Origin of the sequence: Evansella tamaricis (genome assembly GCF_019042215.1) — a bacterium.
GTDB classification, from domain to species: Bacteria; Bacillota; Bacilli; order Bacillales; family Salisediminibacteriaceae; genus Evansella; species Evansella tamaricis.
Window position 1 is genome coordinate 50,707 of record NZ_JAHQCS010000095.1, and the last position, 16,951, is coordinate 67,657.

Here is a 16,951-nt window from a genome sequence, read left to right on the forward strand (position 1 = left end):
TATCCTCTCCCTTCTAGGCACAACCACTCGTGCTTTCGCTGGAAATTCTTTTAAAGCCAGTCGCCGATAGGAACGAATAGCTGTTCGTATATGTAAGTCATCCGGTTCCTTGGTGGTTACATATTTTTGTAGCCAGTAAGAACCACTTAGTATCCATCGTTGAATAAATGTCATTTTCATTCTATTTAACCAGTAAGTCAACATTGGCCAGAGAAGAACAGAAATAAGTGTTGCCATCTCTAAACTTAAAAGCCAAGAATTCCTATTATAAATAAGAAACGCTGCCCACAGGAATAATACGGTCAAAAAATAAAGGAGAATCCCGTTCGTGGAACAGTAGCGATTTGTAATCTCTGCCTTTTTTATCCCATTACGTTTTGTAATGGAGATAATACCCTTATAACTAAAGACTTTATGTTCTGCTCCATGATACTTTTTCAATTCTTTCGGAAACCAAAAGTGTGTTCCAAAAAAGAAATAGATTAGTGTGAAAAGTGGTAATCCCTTGACGTCATTGTAACCTAATTGATTTAAAAGCAGGGGTAAAACGATTAGAGTAACCCAAATGAAGAAAAAAACATGGAACCACCATGGCATAGAAGTATAAACCAGTTTTGCAATTTCAAATAATACTTTGGGCTTTAATGGCTTTAACCATGTTTTTTGAACCCCTTTATCATTGTAAGCACAAGCAACATGCTTTCTCCCAATAAAGACAATCCCCTTCTGAAACGACATCCCCCTTACCATAAACGATTCCCCCTATGGAAACACTTCTATCCTTTGAATGATCAATAATATGATCAAAACTTCCTCTCCGGACTGACTGATATAATACAATCATAACCGGAAGCGGTAAAGAAGCACAATATGGTTTTCCCTTTCATATAAACCCAACCTCTCCTTTATTGCAACTAACCACTGACCAAATATTCACTTTGCCACTACTTAATACTGTCTATTATCAGCTAATTAAAGAAACAATATAAAGGAGTCCCATTATCGGTTTACACTCCGAAACCTGAGACTCCAAATAGGATCACTATTATTGACTTCGCTGCTTACCCAACCAAGCCGCTCCGATTACACCTGCATCATTTCCCAATGTGGCAATTCGGATGTTTGTTTCCTTTGCCACTTTCGGAATAGCAAATTGGTTAAATGATTTACGGACTAAATCCACAAGATAAGACCCTGCTTTTGAAACTCCGCCTCCAATAACGATCGTTTCTGGATTTAGTGTATTGGACATATTCGCCAAGGCAAACCCGAGATAATATGTAGATGTTTCCACAACAGATTCTGCCAATGAGTCACCTTCTATTGCTGCATCAAAAATATCCCTTGAAGTTAACACACCATTCGCTTCCCACTTTTCTTTCAGAATTCCTGTAGGGTTACTTTCTACTGCTTCCATTCCTAGCCTTGCAATTCCAGTTGCGGATGATACAGTTTCTAAACAACCTGTCTTCCCACAATTACATGGTGCCCCACCTTCTACAACAGATGCAATATGACCAATTTCGCCTGCCATTCCACTTTCTCCATGAATAATTTCCCCGCCAGCAATGATTCCCCCACCAACACCAGTACCTAAAGTAACACAGACCACATTTTTGGATCCATTCCCTGCACCTTTCCACATTTCTCCTACCGCAGCCAGATTTGCATCATTATCCACGAAAGTAGGAATATGTAGAATCGATTCCAGCTCTTTTTTTAATTCAAAATTCTTCCAACCTAAATTAACAGCTTCAAAAATCAGACCATTTTCCACATCAATAAATCCTGGGGCACCTATACCGACAGCTTTCACATTCGACATAGAAATTTTTTCTTCTTCCAATTTATTAACGATGGTTGCTCCAATATCCGTTACAATGTACCTTCCAGATTCTGATTTATTGGTTGGAATCTCCCATTTAGTTATAATTTCCCCATCTTCATCAATAAAAGCTAACTTAACTGTGGTTCCACCAACATCGATTCCTACGAGTATTTTTTTCTCCATGCTATCTACCTCATTTTTTTCTAGTTCTACTACTCCATTATTGTATCATGACTCTGGAAAATCAATCGGATTTTTTGTGACATTGTTTCTCTTTGTCTTTTCCAGTTCACTCTCTTTTTTAAGAAGTAAACGTCCATCCATATATAATTCATTTTCCAGTAAACCTAACTGATACAATTCCTTCCACTCTTCTGCCATCAGGTCCAGATCCCCTAAGCGGTCTCCAGTATAGATAATCGTACCATGCCTTTTCAAGAATTGTTGTAATTCAAAGAACGTCATTTCTTATTCCACCTATTATTCGAATTCACTTTTTATATTATATCAGTTTAATCAAACCTAAGAATACTAATAATACAAGTGGCAAGTAAATAAATACTGGGCCACCCCTTAACATGGATTTAATTTTCCACATAATGAACGTTCCAGCAAAGAGCATGGCAGCAAAAACAGGCAGTAACAACAAGAGGAACCAGGATGATATCCCTAAATTTGCATAGTCAATTCCTATTAACAGAAAAAAAGCTCCAAGGAATATCCAATGGATCCACCCACGATAGGGAAAGTATCCATAGGAAGGGTGAAATTTATTTAAGAAAAACCAAGCTAATCCAAGACAACACAATACTATGACTATTTTGGTGAATAATAAGGGTAACCAACCAAAAAGCATTCCCCCTAGTATAATTCCAAACCAAAGGGAACTGAAACAAAGGGAAACAAGTAATATAAATAAAGTTGTGAGGGAGTACCATACTTTTACAGCAGCCAACGTTCCCATTGCTAAACCTGCAACAGCAATAAACAAGAGTATTGTAAAAAAAGTCATCATCAAAACCTACCTCCCCACTAGATTTTATGAAAGGAAATTCTGATTAGGACAAGAATTTTATTTGAAGTGGATGTTTTTCGTTTGGTATACTCTTAATATTCAAAAATGATTAAAAGAGCATGAAATGAGGGACTCAAATGTCTGAAAACAAATTAGAGGAAATTCTCCATAGGGGAATATACGGGACACCAGAAACATTACCTGAAGAGAGGAGATTGTTTTTAGGGACCATTTCAGAACGAGTTTATTTAGCACTAACGACGAATCAAATCAGGAAACAGGGAATATATAAAGAGGCGGAAGAAATTATGAGGAATAATCGTGACGTTCATATGTATATCAACGGTACTTTAAATTACCCAAGTTATTCAAATTATGTGCAATTTGCAAATAAACATTCCGTTCCCTTTACTATCGTAAGTGATAATCAAGACTCCCCCATCGGCATTGTCCTGTCTACTTCCAAGGCACTTGACAAACAAGGAGAGCTTTTTATTAAAGATGAGGACTTTAAATTGAAATAGAAAGAGGCTGGAACAAAAGTGTTTTAATCAATGAAAATCCGAACGAAATAATGATAGTTAATGTAATCATTAGCTACGGAATTATACTTCGATATCGTTGTGTATTGTTCGGATTTTTAATAAAACACTTTAGTTATGTTCCAGCCTTTTATTTAAATTATCGGTCAGGGTCCATCGGATGAATAGCACGTGGACGTCGGTTCTTTAGTGGCATTGGCGCCCTTAGCAGAACATCTCTTAATCCCCGATAATTAAAGGGGAGAAATGGCCAAAAATAAGGGGTTTCATAAGCTTTCATTGCAGATAGTAACAAAATCAAGACAAAAGTGCCCACCATATAACCAGGCACATGAAAAATGGACACCACGATCAAAAGAAGGATTCGTACAATCCTGTTTGCTAAACTCATCTCATAACTTGGAGTTGCAAAGGAGCCTACGGCAGCAATAGCCAAGTAAAGAACGACCTCATGGGAAAACAATCCCACTTCGATGGCCACTTCCCCTATTAAAATAGCCGCCACCAAACCTAATGCGGTAGCCAAAGCAGACGGGGTGTGGATCGCAGCCATCCGTAACATTTCTATACCAGCCTCCGCCAGAATAAATTGAGCGATAAGAGGAACTTGCCCAACATCATTTGGACCAATATACGATAACCCGTAAGGAAGCATGTCCGGATTCATGGCAAACAAATACCATAATGGTAATAAAAAAACTGATGCCCACACTGCAGCGAATCGGACAAAACGAAGGGCGGTTCCCACCACCGGTTTTTGCCGATATTCTTCCGCATGTTGTAGATGATGCCAGAAAGATGTGGGGGTTATAATGACACTTGGAGAACCATCCACCAGGACTAGAACATGACCTTCCAACAAGTGAGAGGCGGCCACATCAGGCCGTTCTGTATACCTAACGAGGGGATATGGATTGAGATGCTGTCCGAAAATATATTCTTCTAGTGTCTTATCGCCCATCGGTAAGCCGTCAGTATCAATTTTTTCTAAATTATCTTTTATATAGTTCACGGAATCTGGATCTGCAATGTCCTCAATGTATGTGACACAAATATCTGTTTTTGACCTGCGTCCCACTTGAATATACTCGTTTCGAAGCGTCCTGTCCCGAACCCTTCGGCGAATTAAACCTGCATTAAAGACGAGAGTCTCTACAAATCCGTCCTTAGAGCCGCGAATCACTTGCTCCGTATCCGGTTCTTCCGGTCCCCTAACGGGATACTCCCGAGTATCCACTAGAATGATATCTTCATATCCATCCACCACAAATATGGTTTGTCCTGCTAACACTTGATCTATCGCATTATCCAAATCTGTTGTGTTCTCAATTTCAATAAAAGGAATCCTTGTTTTCGTTAACCGTTGAATTAAATTCCCCTTCACCTTTTCCTTCTTAAATTGGATTAATTCCCTTTGAATCTGTGTTAACGCTTGATCCTTTGCGAAAGCATCCACAGCAAATAAAGCCATTTTTACTTCATCATATTCTAAATCTATGTATATAAGATCAAAGCTTTTATCAACTGCTAATTCCTCTTTTAGATAGGAGATGTTTTTATCCAATTCTGTTGAAGCAGGTTTTTTTACCATTTCCGCCAATGTGATTCCCCCTTCAAACGTTATTGTTCACGTTTTAAGGAATTCGATGCATAAAAAATTCAGTAGCATACGTTCTTAACAACAAACATATAACCTAATAGATAAACGCTTGTCTATGGCGGGAAGGAGTGAAAAAAATGCATTTCGGGAGAAACCGTCTATTTATCTTGATTACTACATCTGGATTGTTATTTGCCATTGTATTATTTTCCTACACACCATGGTTTTCTTCTTCTCCCATGAGTGAAACGTTCGTGTATTTCCCAGAAGATGACCAACTTTCTTTTACTCAGTATGAAACGAAGATTAACCTTTTAGAAATTAAAGATGAAAACGAATACTATTTATCATGGGATTATCAATCAACGACTGACTCCTCCGTTTATTTACGGCAGGATATTTCGCTCTTGTTTGAAAATGGAAGACTTGTGGACCAACAAAAAATTCAGGAACAGCATACAGATCATTTGAAGGGGGATGGTGTTTATCACGGAGATGACAGTGGCAGGCATGAAGCGATCACCTTTCACTATGGAGAAGTTCATTATCCAAATGATATTATCAAAAGTAAAAAAGCGATGAGTTCTGACATTTTATATGTCATTGATTCACCACTTTCACCATTACAAACCTTCCGAGAGGCAACAAGCACCATTGAAAGAAAAAACAAAGAGTTATTAGATTCGATTATTGACCAACAATTGACTTATGTGTGGGATGGATTAATGGAGGAATACAACATTGATCCAGATCAATATATTAAGATTCCATTCAACCGTTTAGAGACTTATCTTCATGAACCACTACCTATGCTTTCCAAAGAACAATCATCTGAGATCATTGGAAAATTATGGGAAGGTCTGTATCGACACTATATTTTAGGTATAAATACATTCAACGATAAGGATTATGATCCTGTGGGAAACTCATTACCTTTAATACTATTACACAAAGGGTCATCCCATTTAATCGTATTATACGAAACGGCGGATCAGACGAGCCAACAGCTTTTGCAGCAAATTCCTCCAGTAACAAAGTCCGATTAATGGTCTAACCCACTTTTCAATTCCTTTTCCAAATTCTGATAGTCTTCAGAGTTGGGTTGAAGTTCAAGGGCTTTATCCACATAGTAATATGCTTCCTCCAAGTTACCCTTCTCTAAGTATATTAATGATAGATTATAGAGTGCTTCGTGGAGATTTGGATCCCGTTCGATTGTAATTAACAGATTTTCTTCCGCCTCATGAAGATCACCTATATTTGCTTGAATATAAGCTAATGTAAAATAACTTCCCGTAACAATTTCATCGTCCATAGACACGTCTTTCGTGGAGTCAATGATTTTTTCAAAATACGTTTTTCCCCCTTCTAGGTCGTCTCTTTCAATATGCTCACGTCCCACCTGAAAGTAGACGGCGTATGATTGTCCTGTTAGTTCTTGGGAATACCCGTATGTTATGAGACCGAAGATACCAATAATCGTTACCACCAATACCCCAAGTTGTCTAAAGAAATAATTATTTTTAGGTAGGCTTACAATTGCTGATGCGGCGAACCCACCAATTAATCCACCGATGTGTGCACCATTATCTACCATTGGTACTGCAAAACCAAACGCTAAATTAATTAGTAGAATGACAATGACATTCATCCCCATCGTCCGGAAGAAAAGCCTGCGGTGTACAACTCCAAAATATAATAAGGCACCAAAACAACCGAATATTGCACCACTGGCTCCTGCAGAAACATGCTCATTAAAAGCAAAACTAGCAACAGAACCGACTAGCCCTGCCAAAAAATAAATAAAGAAAAACCGGACACTTCCATATATACGTTCCACTGCTCCCCCTAAATAAAATAATGCTAAGGAGTTCATTAACAAATGGAAAATTCCAATGTGCAAAAACATGGCACTAAAAAATCGCCACCATTCCCCCTCTAAAATTAATGGGTTAAATTTGGCACCAAATTTGATCAAGGTTTCTGTATTTGTGGATGATCCGTTTAATTCCACATAAAAAAACATTGCCATGATAATTCCAAGGAGTGAGTATGTCAAATATGGTTTTCCGTGTAAAAAGACATTCCTTTCTTCTTCCACTCGTTTTTCAGATGCCTGTTGAACAGAGTGACGTAGTGTTCGTATCACGGATTCTTCCTCATCCACTTGGTCCATTGGAAGGAAAGAAGGCATTTCATGAAGCTTCCATTCCGTAGCCAATGGAAAAAATGTTGCTGATAATTCATCTAGGGGAAGGAGTATGGTTCGTAGCTGATGCTTCCCTCCAGCAGTAAACGGCAGCGGACGATCAATCAGTTCTTCATAACTGTCTACTGGTCGGTACTGGGCCAAGACCAAATTGATGACATTTGCAGAACGGAGACCTAACTGCTTTCGGACTTGTTTAGCCCGTTCATACGTGTTTTTTATGTCACTACGCAATTCATTGCTCCAGTCAAAATCCCGATGGGCAAATCGAATGATCTGATACGGTTCTTTCCTATCATCTTCGATCCATACTTCTTTTCCGTTCTTGCTAAAATGAACGACCCGCATCCCTTCGCGGTTGACAAGATGATAGACTATTTCCCAATATCGCAGTTCTAACGCTAATCTGTTCATGGAAGCCTCCTTCGCCCAAAAATATCCACCATAAACTCCCTCACTTGATCTAATGTATGATATTCCCCTATCGGTTCATGATTGGTTGATCTTTTTTCCTGTCTTGTATTTAAAAAGATGGCATCCCATCCCGCATTCATAGCACCTAACACATCATGTTGCCATGAATCTCCCACATAAAGAAGTTCTTCTCCTGCCAGGGACAATTGATGCTCCGCCAGTTGAAAAATCTCTTTATCTGGCTTTGCAATTCCCACTTCTTCTGACACAATGACATTTTTTTTCGGTATCCATTTCTCTGCACCAATCTGCTTTAATTTATTGTATTGGGTATCCCCCATCCCATTCGTAACAATTCCTAGTTTCACCTTACTTTCTGTCAAAAAAGAAAAAAGATCCGGCAAGCCAGGATACGCCTCACAAAATTCGTCCACAACATTAAAGTAGATGGTATGAAATTGATCCGCATAAGCCATTCCCGAGGGTAAATTCAATGTCTCCATTGTTTCATTAAATCTTGCCCTTCGATATTCTTCTTTCGTAAATCGTCTTTCTTCCAGTCCTTTCCAAAGCCTGTCACTATTTTTTTTAAACAAAGGAAAGAAAACTTCAAAGGGAACGATATTTTCGTTGATTAATACGTCTTTAAGGTATATATGATAGCAGTAATGGATAGCCCGTTCAAAGGCCTCCTCATGATCAAATAATGTATTGTCTAAGTCAAAGCAAATGCCTTTCCACACAACTAGTTCACCTCTTTGTTATTATATCAAGGGAGTATATAATTTACGATTCATAACCTCTGAAGGATTCAATCCACTCCAATAACAAAAGAAAAACCCCGAAAAAAATCGGGATTTAACGTAACATCGTATACATCATTTTTTCTCTCACTGCCGGAATTCGCATAACAAGTGCCACAGACAACCTCCGCAGCCACTTGTTGGATAAAAAGGTGTTTAACATCCGAAATCTGTTTTTAAATAAACTGTTAATTCCAATCAATAATCCGATGATGATAATTATTCGTTGCATACTAACCCATCCTCCTTTATTCATTAGGATGGTTAAAATCGGCTTTCTTATCCAACAAAAAACTGTCCTAAAGTAAAGAAAGGCTTTTGATGTGGGAATATTATACTTGAAAAACTGGTTTCATTGCCTCTTTTAGCACGTTAGCAGAATGCTTTAGTTGCTTCTTTTCCTCATCGTTCAAATCAATTTCAATAATTCTGTCCACTCCATTTTTCCCGACGATAGCAGGGACACCAATATATAAATCGTCTAGACCATATTCTCCCTGAAGCAATGTGGAGACTGTCAGTAACGAGGACTCGTTTCTTAGAATTGCTTTCGTTAAACGTACTAGTCCCATAGCAATAGCATAATGGGTAGCACCTTTCCGTTCAATAATATGATACGCAGCATCCCTAACATTCACAAAGATTTCATCTAAGTCTTCCTGTTTTCCATCTGGTTTATACTTTTCCATGTACCGTTTTATATGCTCAGATCCAATTCTTGTCTGACTCCAAATAGGTAACTCCGTATCACCGTGCTCCCCCATAATATACCCATGAATATTTCTGACATCAATATCGAAGTACTGACTTAATAAAAATCGGAATCTAGCCGTATCAAGAATGGTTCCTGACCCTATCACCCGTTCCATTGGCAGACCTGAGAATTTCCATGTGGCATATGCTAATATGTCTACTGGGTTAGTTGCCACAATAAATATACCTTTAAATCCACTTTCCATTACAGAATTGACAATCCCCTTGAATATTCTTGCATTTTTCTCAATAAGATCCAATCTTGTCTCTCCAGGCTTTTGATTTGCACCCGCTGTAATAACAACAATATCCGCTTCACCACAATCAGAATAATCTCCCGACCAAATCTTTGTGGGATAACCAAATGGTAAGCCATGATTTAAATCCATGGCATCCCCTTCCGCCTTCGATTTGTTCAAATCAATTAGTACCATTTCATCCGTCACATTTTGATTCATTACTGTAAATGCATAACTTGATCCAACGAACCCAGTTCCAATGACCGCAATCCTTGTTATTTTATTTCCGAAATCCATCAAAAATCCCCCTTTAAGCAAATCCTATTATTACAATCCCCTTGTCCGGCTAAAAAAATTATGTAAATTTCTAATGGTTTTTCTTTTCCTATTATATCATCGACATGACTATTTTTTTAGTGTGAAAACTTTGATGTAACCGACAAAGAAAAAGGTACAATCCATCTTACTTTATGATTACCGTATCAGTGATAACCTTCTCCACAGGAATATCATGATCTTCCTTTGGGATGTTATCCATTAATTGAAAATGGAAACATAACGAGCAAGTGGCTTTTATTTCACTTCCATATAACTCCAGAAAACGGTCATAATACCCACCGCCATGACCTATACGGTAACCATGCTGATCAAAAACTACTCCTGGGACAAGGAGAAAAGAAATATTTTTTGGGAGAATAACTTTCTCTTTTTTCTCTTTTGGTTCCTTCAATCCATAAAAACTATCCTCAAGATCTTCAAATGAGTTAATTTCATAAAATACAAGTTCTTTCTTTAGTGGCAGACATCTTGGTACCCCTACAATTTTTTTCTCTACCCAAGCCTTCTGTATTACCTTATATGTATCCAGTTCGTCACCGATGGAAACGGTTATTCCAATAATTTTTGCATTCAACCATTCTTTCGTTTGATAAAGTTTTTGATGAATTATTTCCGTTCTCCGCAGTCTCTCTTCTTTGGATAATGCATCTAATTTTGTTTTCGCCAACTTTCTTAATTCCTTCTTATTCAATATATCGCCTCCCTTAAGATAAAAGAGCGACTTAAAATCCATCCGGTTAGTTGGGTAGATTTTAAGTCGCTCTTCTTATCAACTTATTTTGTTTCACGGTGTAATGTGTGACGCCCTAATCTTGGACTATATTTTTTTAGCTCAAGACGCTCTGGATTTTCACGTTTATTTTTAGTAGTGATGTAGTTGCGATCACCTGTTTCAGTACAAGCTAATGTAATTTTAACGCGCATTTTTTCTCCCTCCAAACCTGTAAACTAATCATACTTTAAAATAATAGCAAAAAATAGAGGGACATTCAAGGGGAAAGATTTAATTGTACTTTCTATGTGTTCGAAAACGTCTGGTTTCCCAGTAAACATTGGTATTGAGAGTGGAGGTCTTCCAATTCATGAAGTTTGGAACTTTTAAACTCCCATTCATAAATAAAACAAGTTGCATTTTTTGGTAACTGTAATTCAAACTCCATCCCCCAACCTTCACTATGTTTGGACAATGGCTGAAAATTAAGAGGTAATCCCTTTTCCCACTGTTCCACATCCACATGAATAGTACTGTAATTAACTGCTTCTCTACGGTTTCCAATTCCCCCAAACAAACTATATCCCGTACCATCATAACTAATTAAGGCTTCACGAGAAGGGGAATAATAGACTAAAGGACAATCACTGTCAGAATCGATTGTAAATCTTACTAATAGATTTATATGGAGAAATTCTTTTGTCATATTCTGGATAACCAGTTTATTTAAAATCTTCCCATCTGACCGGATTGGTAAGTTAAGCCATTTCCATGCTATCTCAGAATTATTTCCATCTTGAAAGTTTAGAAAATGTTCTGGATGGAGAATGCTACTTTTACATTCATTTGTCTTTATCACATATTCTTTTTTATAATTAACCGACAGTTTAGGTAATACAGACATAGGTTATAACCTCCTTTTTATTCTTCCCAGACAGCTTGTCTTTTCTTCTATGAAACTCACCTTACTGTTTATACAAATCTTTACTAGTTGGTTTGTGTATATTCATCTTACCTACTCTTCATCACTTCAACAAGAAGGTAATTTTGTCATTATCTGTCATGTTCAAGGCTGATAAGGAATAAAATGATTAATTAGTGTTATTTTTTATACCACTGGCAATAACCACCAATTTTATGACAAAATTTCATAATTTTTTTCCCGTATAGTACGTAAACTGTCGCATTTATAACTTTTGAACTGTTTTTCCTTCAGTCGAATTGGACTTTCGACATCTTTCGAGAAAAAAATTTTTGTGGTATAACTAATGTTAGTATTTTCACATTAACTGGAGGGGAATTTTTTATGGGTTGGATCATCTTTGGACTATTCGTTTCATCAGCTATTTTATTTATATTATCTCTTTTGCAAAAAGACAGAACGAAAGAGCTAGAAAAACAAGTGGAAAATATGTCAATACAATTAATGCAAGAGATGTACCAATTAAAACAAAAAGTGAAAGTCATGGAAGAAGAATTTATCTTAGAATCGAACCAGGATGACCTTTTAGGGGACCCTGCCAGAGTCTTAACAAGGGACGATGTTTTAGCAATGTATGAGGATGGATATTCCGTAACTGATATAGCAACAATCACCAACCGAGAACAAGATGATATTGAGACAATGCTTGCTTCTAGTAGTGAAAGGAAGGAAACGACGTGTCTATAAAGCATAATTTTCGAGGTGCTGCTATTGGTATCTTTTTAACTACATCTATATTTGCTCTTAATTACTACTTTGGAGGAAGTAATTCCACTTCTAGTGCCGAGAATTTAGAAATCACTTCCATTGAACAAGCTATTAGTTTTCTGGAGGATGAATCTTTCGTTGTTTTAGAACAAAGGGATTTTCAAAAACTTACACGGGATCTTGAAGAGTTGGAGGATCAAATTTCCCTTCTAACCCTTGATTTAGAAACAGATATAGAAACGCAACAGGAAGTGGATCTGGAAGAAGATGATACTACGGAATCTGCAGAAGAAGATGACGTGGAGGAGTCTCCTGTACAGACATATCAAACGGTCTTAAAAATTGAATCGGGAATGAATTCCCATGATATTGCTGCACAATTAGTCAACGGTAATATATTGGAAGAAGGTCGTCCTTTAATTGACTACATCGTTGACAATGAAGTAGATCGAATTATTCGTATGGGTGAGTATAATATTACTAGTGAAATGACAATCCCCGAAATTGTCACCATCATCACTTCACCTTAAATAGATACTTGAAGTTTTGTCATTTATAAAAACCCCCCCTCGATTTTGAGGGGGGGTCTTATTGATTCTGTTTTAAGGTTATTCTTCAGACTCTTCTTCTAATCCGTTTTCCTCTTCAGACTCTTCTTCTTCCTCTGCGTCTTCTACCTCATCCACAAATCCATCCCTGTACAATGGCCGTTTTTCTTTCAGATCAAAATAGGCATCCAACACTTGTCTTGCAATCGTGTTTGCAACTCCACCTCTGTCACGATCCATTCCTGGAACGACAACTGAAATAGCCACTTCAGGATTATCATAAGGGGCAAACGCAACAAAGGTCTGGTTGTTAGCATAGCGGCCATTGACTGTCACCTGTGCAGTGCCCGTTTTTCCGGCTACATTATATCTTGCATCTTCAAAGAACGCCCTTGCTGTTCCCCTTGAGCCGTATGTGACAAGTCGAAAACCTTCTTTTAATCGGTCAATGTATGCTTCATCCACATCAATTTTATTTAAAACCTTTGGTTCCATTTGCTGGGATATGGGACCTAAATCTTCCTTTGAAACTCCCGGTTCCCTTATTTCTTTTACAACACGAGGAGCAATTCTATACCCATCATTTGCAATTGTGGAAACATATTGAGCCAACTGTAATGGTGTATACGTATCAAACTGTCCAAACGTTAAGAATAAAAGATTACCAGGCTGTGGATGATTTCCACCATTGATCCCTTTAAACTCATTCGGCAAATCTAATCCAGTTGGAACTCCGAGTCCAAACTGTTCATAATAGCCTCGCATCACATCATAACCACGATAGAAATTCCCCCAGTTCGTCCCTGATACTCCAGGAACGTAACCCACAATACGCATGGCAACTTCAATCATATAAATGTTAGAGGACTGTTCTAATGCACCTAAATCATTTAAATATCCTAATGTTCGATGTGAACTGATTGGCTGTGCTCCTGGAAGATTAATGGTCCGGTCTAAAATCGTCGTTCCCGGAGGCATCACACCTGTATCATATCCTGCAAGAACAGTGGCACCTTTAATGGCAGATCCCATTTCAAATGCAGAAGTAAAGGTACCAATATCACTTCTATATCCTGCCAAAGAAAGAATATCCCCTGTATGGGGTTCCATGACTACGACGTATGCATCAGGTTCACCGACGAATCCAGATATACGGTCTTCTACTACCTCATCAATGATTGTCTCCACACGTTGCTGCAGTTCCATATCAAAAGTAAGTATTAAATCATTTCCGCGGCTCCCATGATTTATCTCTGGATTTCTCAGGAAATTTCCTCTTTGATCCATGAAATTTTCTAGACTGCCTTTTCTTCCGCGGAGGACAGATTCATATTGGGATTCTAAATAACTTAACCCAACTTCTGCGTTCCTTTCATAACCATTAGCAAGGAAAAAATCTAGCTCATCCCTTGGGATGGAACCAACGTTCCCAATTATTCCCCTTAATGAATCTTCAAAAACATATTTCCTCTCTGCATCCCTTATAATATCTACACCAGGTAATAAGTCCATATGTTCCATAATCCGTGCCGCTTCTTCATAAGTGATGTCTTGAAGTATTTTGTGAGGAAGATGGTTATAACCAACATTAAATTCCCGCCACAATGCAAAAACTTCCATCTCCTCTTCGTCTTCGGTAAGCGAGTTTAATTCTTCTTCCGTTATCCGGGATAATCTTTCAAGATGAACAGCACTATCTTCAATTTCTTTTTCTTTCGCTTCTTCAATAGTAAGCTTTTCTTCCAGTTCTTCCGGGAATATAATACCCCAGTATTCCCTGATATCCCGATCATTAATTCTTGTGGGTTCCAAGGTGACGAATTCATTTAGTTTTCTTGCAGTCTCTAACATTTCCTGCTGAGGGGTATGACGATTGGTATATGTGACAGTAAATAGGAGTTGATTGTCTACAATGATATTTCCAAATCTGTCATACATTAATCCCCTCGGAGCTTCCACAGGAGCACTTACGTTTATCGTCCGTTCCACCTGTTCTTCAAATTCCTGCCCCTGTACAATTTGGACAATACCTAAACGTAATATAAGAACTGAAAAAAGAACAAACACAAGAAAAAATAAGATATTTAATCGAACTGGCAAGTGATTCTTTTTTGATTTTTTGTCATTCATAGTTGAGGTCCTTTCATATATCTTCCTTCTATAATTTATGTTATGGACTATAATAATAGACACCTTTTTAGAAGGTGCCTAAACATTTTGCCCGCAATGCGGTTATCTTCCAGATTTCACGAACCCGCCCTAAAGCAGGTGGGTGCTTGCAAAAGCATTTCCAACTTCCACGATAGTACCAATGTACTATGGAGGCATGTTGTACATGCTTTAATATAAAGCTCCCATGTGAATTGGTGTTCGGTTCGAATTAAGCTCGAAGTTCACCAACACCGCAGGCATATTTGATTTAGCTTTATTATAACATAAACAGTTATTTTTTCAATATAGTACCTTTCGTTACTCCAAATCAAATTTACTCTTGTTTTTCCATGCTATAAGCTTCCTTTTCCCCAGAAAAGGGTAAGTTAATCTTCCGAATACACCAATAAATTAATGTATGTCCTAACCCTAACACAAGAAGTGCTTTTGGTATTCCAGATTCTTCCCCAAACGTGAGAATGAATCCAATTAATATAAGGATTGATGAGATCCGGCCAAGGTTTAAAAACAGCTCTCTGACAACAATATATTCCACTCGCATTTCCGCTGCCTTCCAACCATGTCCTATCACATCATATGTTAAGGAGACATAAGGAACTAGAAGGAGAGGATACGCGATAGATATGGTAATCCCGTACATAATTAACCTTGTAAAACTCAAATCCCCAAGTACGATTAGGAATATAGCACCGTAAAGAATTAAACCTGCAATTAGTATCGAACGCTTTCTATATACTGGTTTAATGAACCTTGCCACAAGAAAATAGGACACAAAGGAGACGGCAGATGCGATTAATCCATATGTGCCTAGTGCCAATTCACTTTCGGTAGCAACATATACCCATACGACTATGACAAAAATGAAACTTCCTTCCCGTATCCCCTGAAAGTAATGGGCACGTAACACCCTTCGCCATTGTCCATATTCTTTCCGAATACGGAAGACATCTCTCAGATGATATTGCCCCTTTGCCGATCGGCGCTTTAGGAAGAAACTTAATACAACAGCAGTCAAAAACAGACCTAAGGAGATAGCAAAAATCACACGATAGCCTGTAAGTTTGTCCATATGGGTAATAAGAAAGCCTGCTGAAATCGGTCCGATCATTCCTGCAAAAGAGGTAAGAATACCTAAAAAGCCATTAAAGAAATCACGGGTTTCAGGCTCGGTAATTTCAAAAGTTAACACATTAAAGGAAAGCCAATAAAATCCAGATCCAATACCTAATAATCCCCCAAGAATTACAAGATACGTTCCGGCGTTTTCCCCTAGAAATAAAACAGTAAAGAAAAAGATTGATAAAAAGGTGACGCCTAACCTCAGAACGACTACCCGATCAATCTTCTTTGCCCATCTTCCTGCTAATACAAATGTGATTGGCTGCATCACCACAGCCGATAAATTGTAGAAAGCTAAGTCCATGAACTCACCTGATTGCTTCCACAAGTAAACATTAACAAATGTGTTTGATAAGGCAATACTAAGTGCATAAAGACCGCCAATAACTAAAAGAAGGTTCAAGTCCTTATTTAACTCAATATCACCCACTACCGTTTGAACCCACTTCTTCATAGACCTACGCTCCTTTTGCCGTGACACTTTCTATTGTGCCTCGATAGCAAAAAGGATATGCGACAAAACCAAATCAACCAAGTTAAGGAAATAGAAAAGCGCAAGCGCCTAGGATCACGAGCGTAGGGCAGTGGAGGAATGACAACTAGAAGTCCGATCTTTGACTTCGGTTGTCACTTCCGAAGTGCCCCGCAGCAATTAAGAAGCAACTGAAAAAGTTTAAAACCACTTTTTCAGTTCCTTTTATTTGTATGGCAATGGCTGCGCTCGTCGCTCGCCTGATAGGAGAAAACCACTCCTATCAAGCTTTTTAAAGATTGCGACGGCTACGCTCATTGCTTAGGGACTGAAAAAGTGGAAAAGCACCACTTTTTCAGTTCCCTTGCGAGTAGGCGCTGGAGCTAGACAATAAGAAAAACGCAAGCGCCTATGAACACGAGCGTAGGGCAGTGGAGGAATGACAACAGAAGTCCGCTCTTTGACTTCGGTTGTCACTTCCGAAGTGCCCCGCAGC

The 16,951-nt window shown here is 38.2% G+C and carries 17 protein-coding genes, 1 other RNA gene and 1 pseudogene; 4 read left to right on the forward strand and 15 right to left on the reverse strand.

The window, feature by feature from the left end; translation table 11 throughout:
• Positions 1–69: 69 nt before the first annotated feature.
• From KS419_RS24895 to KS419_RS10900, 4 genes and pseudogenes are all read right to left on the reverse strand, one after another.
• Positions 70–750 (reverse strand): annotated as a pseudogene (locus KS419_RS24895) (DUF1385 domain-containing protein); the annotation flags it as partial.
• A 295-nt stretch (positions 751–1,045) separates the two neighbouring features.
• On the reverse strand, positions 1,046–2,011 hold the full coding sequence (locus tag KS419_RS10890) for an ROK family glucokinase (RefSeq protein WP_217066433.1): 966 nt from the start codon (positions 2,009–2,011) through the stop codon (positions 1,046–1,048).
• 45 nt (positions 2,012–2,056) lie between these two features.
• Positions 2,057–2,293: a YqgQ family protein gene (locus KS419_RS10895; RefSeq protein WP_217066434.1), complete on the reverse strand. Its 237-nt coding sequence runs from the start codon at positions 2,291–2,293 to the stop codon at positions 2,057–2,059.
• A gap of 37 nt (positions 2,294–2,330) precedes the next feature.
• Positions 2,331–2,843, reverse strand: coding sequence for a hypothetical protein (locus KS419_RS10900; protein ID WP_217066435.1), 513 nt, complete (start codon positions 2,841–2,843; stop codon positions 2,331–2,333).
• Positions 2,844–2,980: 137 nt separating this feature from the next.
• Here KS419_RS10900 and KS419_RS10905 point away from each other — a divergent pair, with 137 nt between their 5' ends.
• Positions 2,981–3,367, forward strand: a complete 387-nt coding sequence (locus KS419_RS10905) for a YueI family protein (protein ID WP_217066436.1) — start codon at positions 2,981–2,983, stop codon at positions 3,365–3,367.
• 157 nt (positions 3,368–3,524) lie between these two features.
• On the opposite strand, the gene KS419_RS10910 is transcribed toward KS419_RS10905, so the two are convergent.
• Positions 3,525–4,976 (reverse strand): spore germination protein, encoded by a 1,452-nt coding sequence (locus KS419_RS10910; RefSeq protein ID WP_217066452.1) that lies wholly within the window; start codon positions 4,974–4,976, stop codon positions 3,525–3,527.
• A gap of 146 nt (positions 4,977–5,122) precedes the next feature.
• Between KS419_RS10910 and KS419_RS10915 the strand changes: the two genes are divergently transcribed.
• Positions 5,123–6,031: a hypothetical protein gene (locus tag KS419_RS10915; protein WP_217066437.1), complete on the forward strand. Its 909-nt coding sequence runs from the start codon at positions 5,123–5,125 to the stop codon at positions 6,029–6,031.
• On the opposite strand, the gene KS419_RS10920 is transcribed toward KS419_RS10915, so the two are convergent.
• The 7 genes from KS419_RS10920 to KS419_RS10950 form a co-directional block, all read right to left on the reverse strand.
• Positions 6,028–7,608: a rhomboid family intramembrane serine protease gene (locus KS419_RS10920; protein WP_217066438.1), complete on the reverse strand. Its 1,581-nt coding sequence runs from the start codon at positions 7,606–7,608 to the stop codon at positions 6,028–6,030. The genes KS419_RS10915 and KS419_RS10920 overlap by 4 nt on opposite strands.
• A complete protein-coding gene (locus KS419_RS10925) occupies positions 7,605–8,351 on the reverse strand; it encodes an HAD family hydrolase (protein WP_217066439.1) in 747 nt (248 codons plus the stop codon). Before KS419_RS10925 ends, KS419_RS10920 begins: the two co-directional genes overlap by 4 nt.
• Before the next feature lie 115 nt (positions 8,352–8,466).
• On the reverse strand, positions 8,467–8,643 hold the full coding sequence (locus KS419_RS10930) for a hypothetical protein (protein ID WP_217066440.1): 177 nt from the start codon (positions 8,641–8,643) through the stop codon (positions 8,467–8,469).
• A gap of 100 nt (positions 8,644–8,743) precedes the next feature.
• A complete protein-coding gene (locus KS419_RS10935) occupies positions 8,744–9,700 on the reverse strand; it encodes an L-lactate dehydrogenase (RefSeq protein WP_217066441.1) in 957 nt (318 codons plus the stop codon).
• A 166-nt stretch (positions 9,701–9,866) separates the two neighbouring features.
• Positions 9,867–10,433 carry a 5-formyltetrahydrofolate cyclo-ligase gene (locus KS419_RS10940; protein ID WP_217066442.1) on the reverse strand — a complete coding sequence of 189 codons (567 nt, stop codon included), beginning with the start codon at positions 10,431–10,433 and terminating at the stop codon, positions 9,867–9,869.
• A gap of 83 nt (positions 10,434–10,516) precedes the next feature.
• The gene (gene rpmG, locus KS419_RS10945) at positions 10,517–10,666 is read right to left on the reverse strand and encodes a 50S ribosomal protein L33 (protein WP_088074843.1); all 150 of its coding nucleotides are present in this window, start codon (positions 10,664–10,666) and stop codon (positions 10,517–10,519) included.
• Positions 10,667–10,758: 92 nt separating this feature from the next.
• Positions 10,759–11,358 carry a hypothetical protein gene (locus KS419_RS10950; protein WP_217066443.1) on the reverse strand — a complete coding sequence of 200 codons (600 nt, stop codon included), beginning with the start codon at positions 11,356–11,358 and terminating at the stop codon, positions 10,759–10,761.
• Between the two features lie 402 nt (positions 11,359–11,760).
• On the opposite strand from KS419_RS10950, the gene KS419_RS10955 reads away from it, so the two are divergent.
• Together KS419_RS10955 and KS419_RS10960 are read left to right on the forward strand one after the other, a co-directional pair.
• Positions 11,761–12,123: a hypothetical protein gene (locus KS419_RS10955; protein WP_217066444.1), complete on the forward strand. Its 363-nt coding sequence runs from the start codon at positions 11,761–11,763 to the stop codon at positions 12,121–12,123.
• Positions 12,114–12,674 carry a hypothetical protein gene (locus tag KS419_RS10960; RefSeq protein WP_217066445.1) on the forward strand — a complete coding sequence of 187 codons (561 nt, stop codon included), beginning with the start codon at positions 12,114–12,116 and terminating at the stop codon, positions 12,672–12,674. The genes KS419_RS10955 and KS419_RS10960 overlap by 10 nt, the downstream gene beginning before the upstream one ends.
• 78 nt (positions 12,675–12,752) lie before the next feature.
• On the opposite strand, the gene KS419_RS10965 is transcribed toward KS419_RS10960, so the two are convergent.
• From KS419_RS10965 to KS419_RS10975, 3 genes are all read right to left on the reverse strand, one after another.
• On the reverse strand, positions 12,753–14,822 hold the full coding sequence (locus KS419_RS10965) for a peptidoglycan D,D-transpeptidase FtsI family protein (RefSeq protein ID WP_217066446.1): 2,070 nt from the start codon (positions 14,820–14,822) through the stop codon (positions 12,753–12,755).
• Between the two features lie 84 nt (positions 14,823–14,906).
• Positions 14,907–15,106: non-coding RNA, 6S RNA (gene ssrS, locus KS419_RS10970), on the reverse strand.
• A gap of 71 nt (positions 15,107–15,177) precedes the next feature.
• Positions 15,178–16,437, reverse strand: coding sequence for an MFS transporter (locus tag KS419_RS10975; protein ID WP_217066447.1), 1,260 nt, complete (start codon positions 16,435–16,437; stop codon positions 15,178–15,180).
• Positions 16,438–16,951 lie beyond the last annotated feature (514 nt).

What these genes read in the sequence shown, in the direction of transcription:
- KS419_RS10890 (WP_217066433.1), bottom strand. Translation starts at nt 2,011, where the DNA reads ATGGAGAAAAAAATACTCGTAGGAATCGATGTTGGTGGAACCACAGTT.
- KS419_RS10930 (WP_217066440.1), bottom strand. Translation starts at nt 8,643, where the DNA reads ATGCAACGAATAATTATCATCATCGGATTATTGATTGGAATTAACAGT.
- rpmG (WP_088074843.1), bottom strand. Translation starts at nt 10,666, where the DNA reads ATGCGCGTTAAAATTACATTAGCTTGTACTGAAACAGGTGATCGCAAC.
- KS419_RS10955 (WP_217066444.1), top strand. Translation starts at nt 11,761, where the DNA reads ATGGGTTGGATCATCTTTGGACTATTCGTTTCATCAGCTATTTTATTT.
- KS419_RS10965 (WP_217066446.1), bottom strand. Translation starts at nt 14,822, where the DNA reads ATGAATGACAAAAAATCAAAAAAGAATCACTTGCCAGTTCGATTAAAT.
- KS419_RS10895 (WP_217066434.1), bottom strand. Translation starts at nt 2,293, where the DNA reads ATGACGTTCTTTGAATTACAACAATTCTTGAAAAGGCATGGTACGATT.
- KS419_RS10915 (WP_217066437.1), top strand. Translation starts at nt 5,123, where the DNA reads ATGCATTTCGGGAGAAACCGTCTATTTATCTTGATTACTACATCTGGA.
- KS419_RS10900 (WP_217066435.1), bottom strand. Translation starts at nt 2,843, where the DNA reads ATGATGACTTTTTTTACAATACTCTTGTTTATTGCTGTTGCAGGTTTA.
- KS419_RS10910 (WP_217066452.1), bottom strand. Translation starts at nt 4,976, where the DNA reads ATGGTAAAAAAACCTGCTTCAACAGAATTGGATAAAAACATCTCCTAT.
- KS419_RS10935 (WP_217066441.1), bottom strand. Translation starts at nt 9,700, where the DNA reads ATGGATTTCGGAAATAAAATAACAAGGATTGCGGTCATTGGAACTGGG.
- KS419_RS10920 (WP_217066438.1), bottom strand. Translation starts at nt 7,608, where the DNA reads ATGAACAGATTAGCGTTAGAACTGCGATATTGGGAAATAGTCTATCAT.
- KS419_RS10905 (WP_217066436.1), top strand. Translation starts at nt 2,981, where the DNA reads ATGTCTGAAAACAAATTAGAGGAAATTCTCCATAGGGGAATATACGGG.
- KS419_RS10975 (WP_217066447.1), bottom strand. Translation starts at nt 16,437, where the DNA reads ATGAAGAAGTGGGTTCAAACGGTAGTGGGTGATATTGAGTTAAATAAG.
- KS419_RS10950 (WP_217066443.1), bottom strand. Translation starts at nt 11,358, where the DNA reads ATGTCTGTATTACCTAAACTGTCGGTTAATTATAAAAAAGAATATGTG.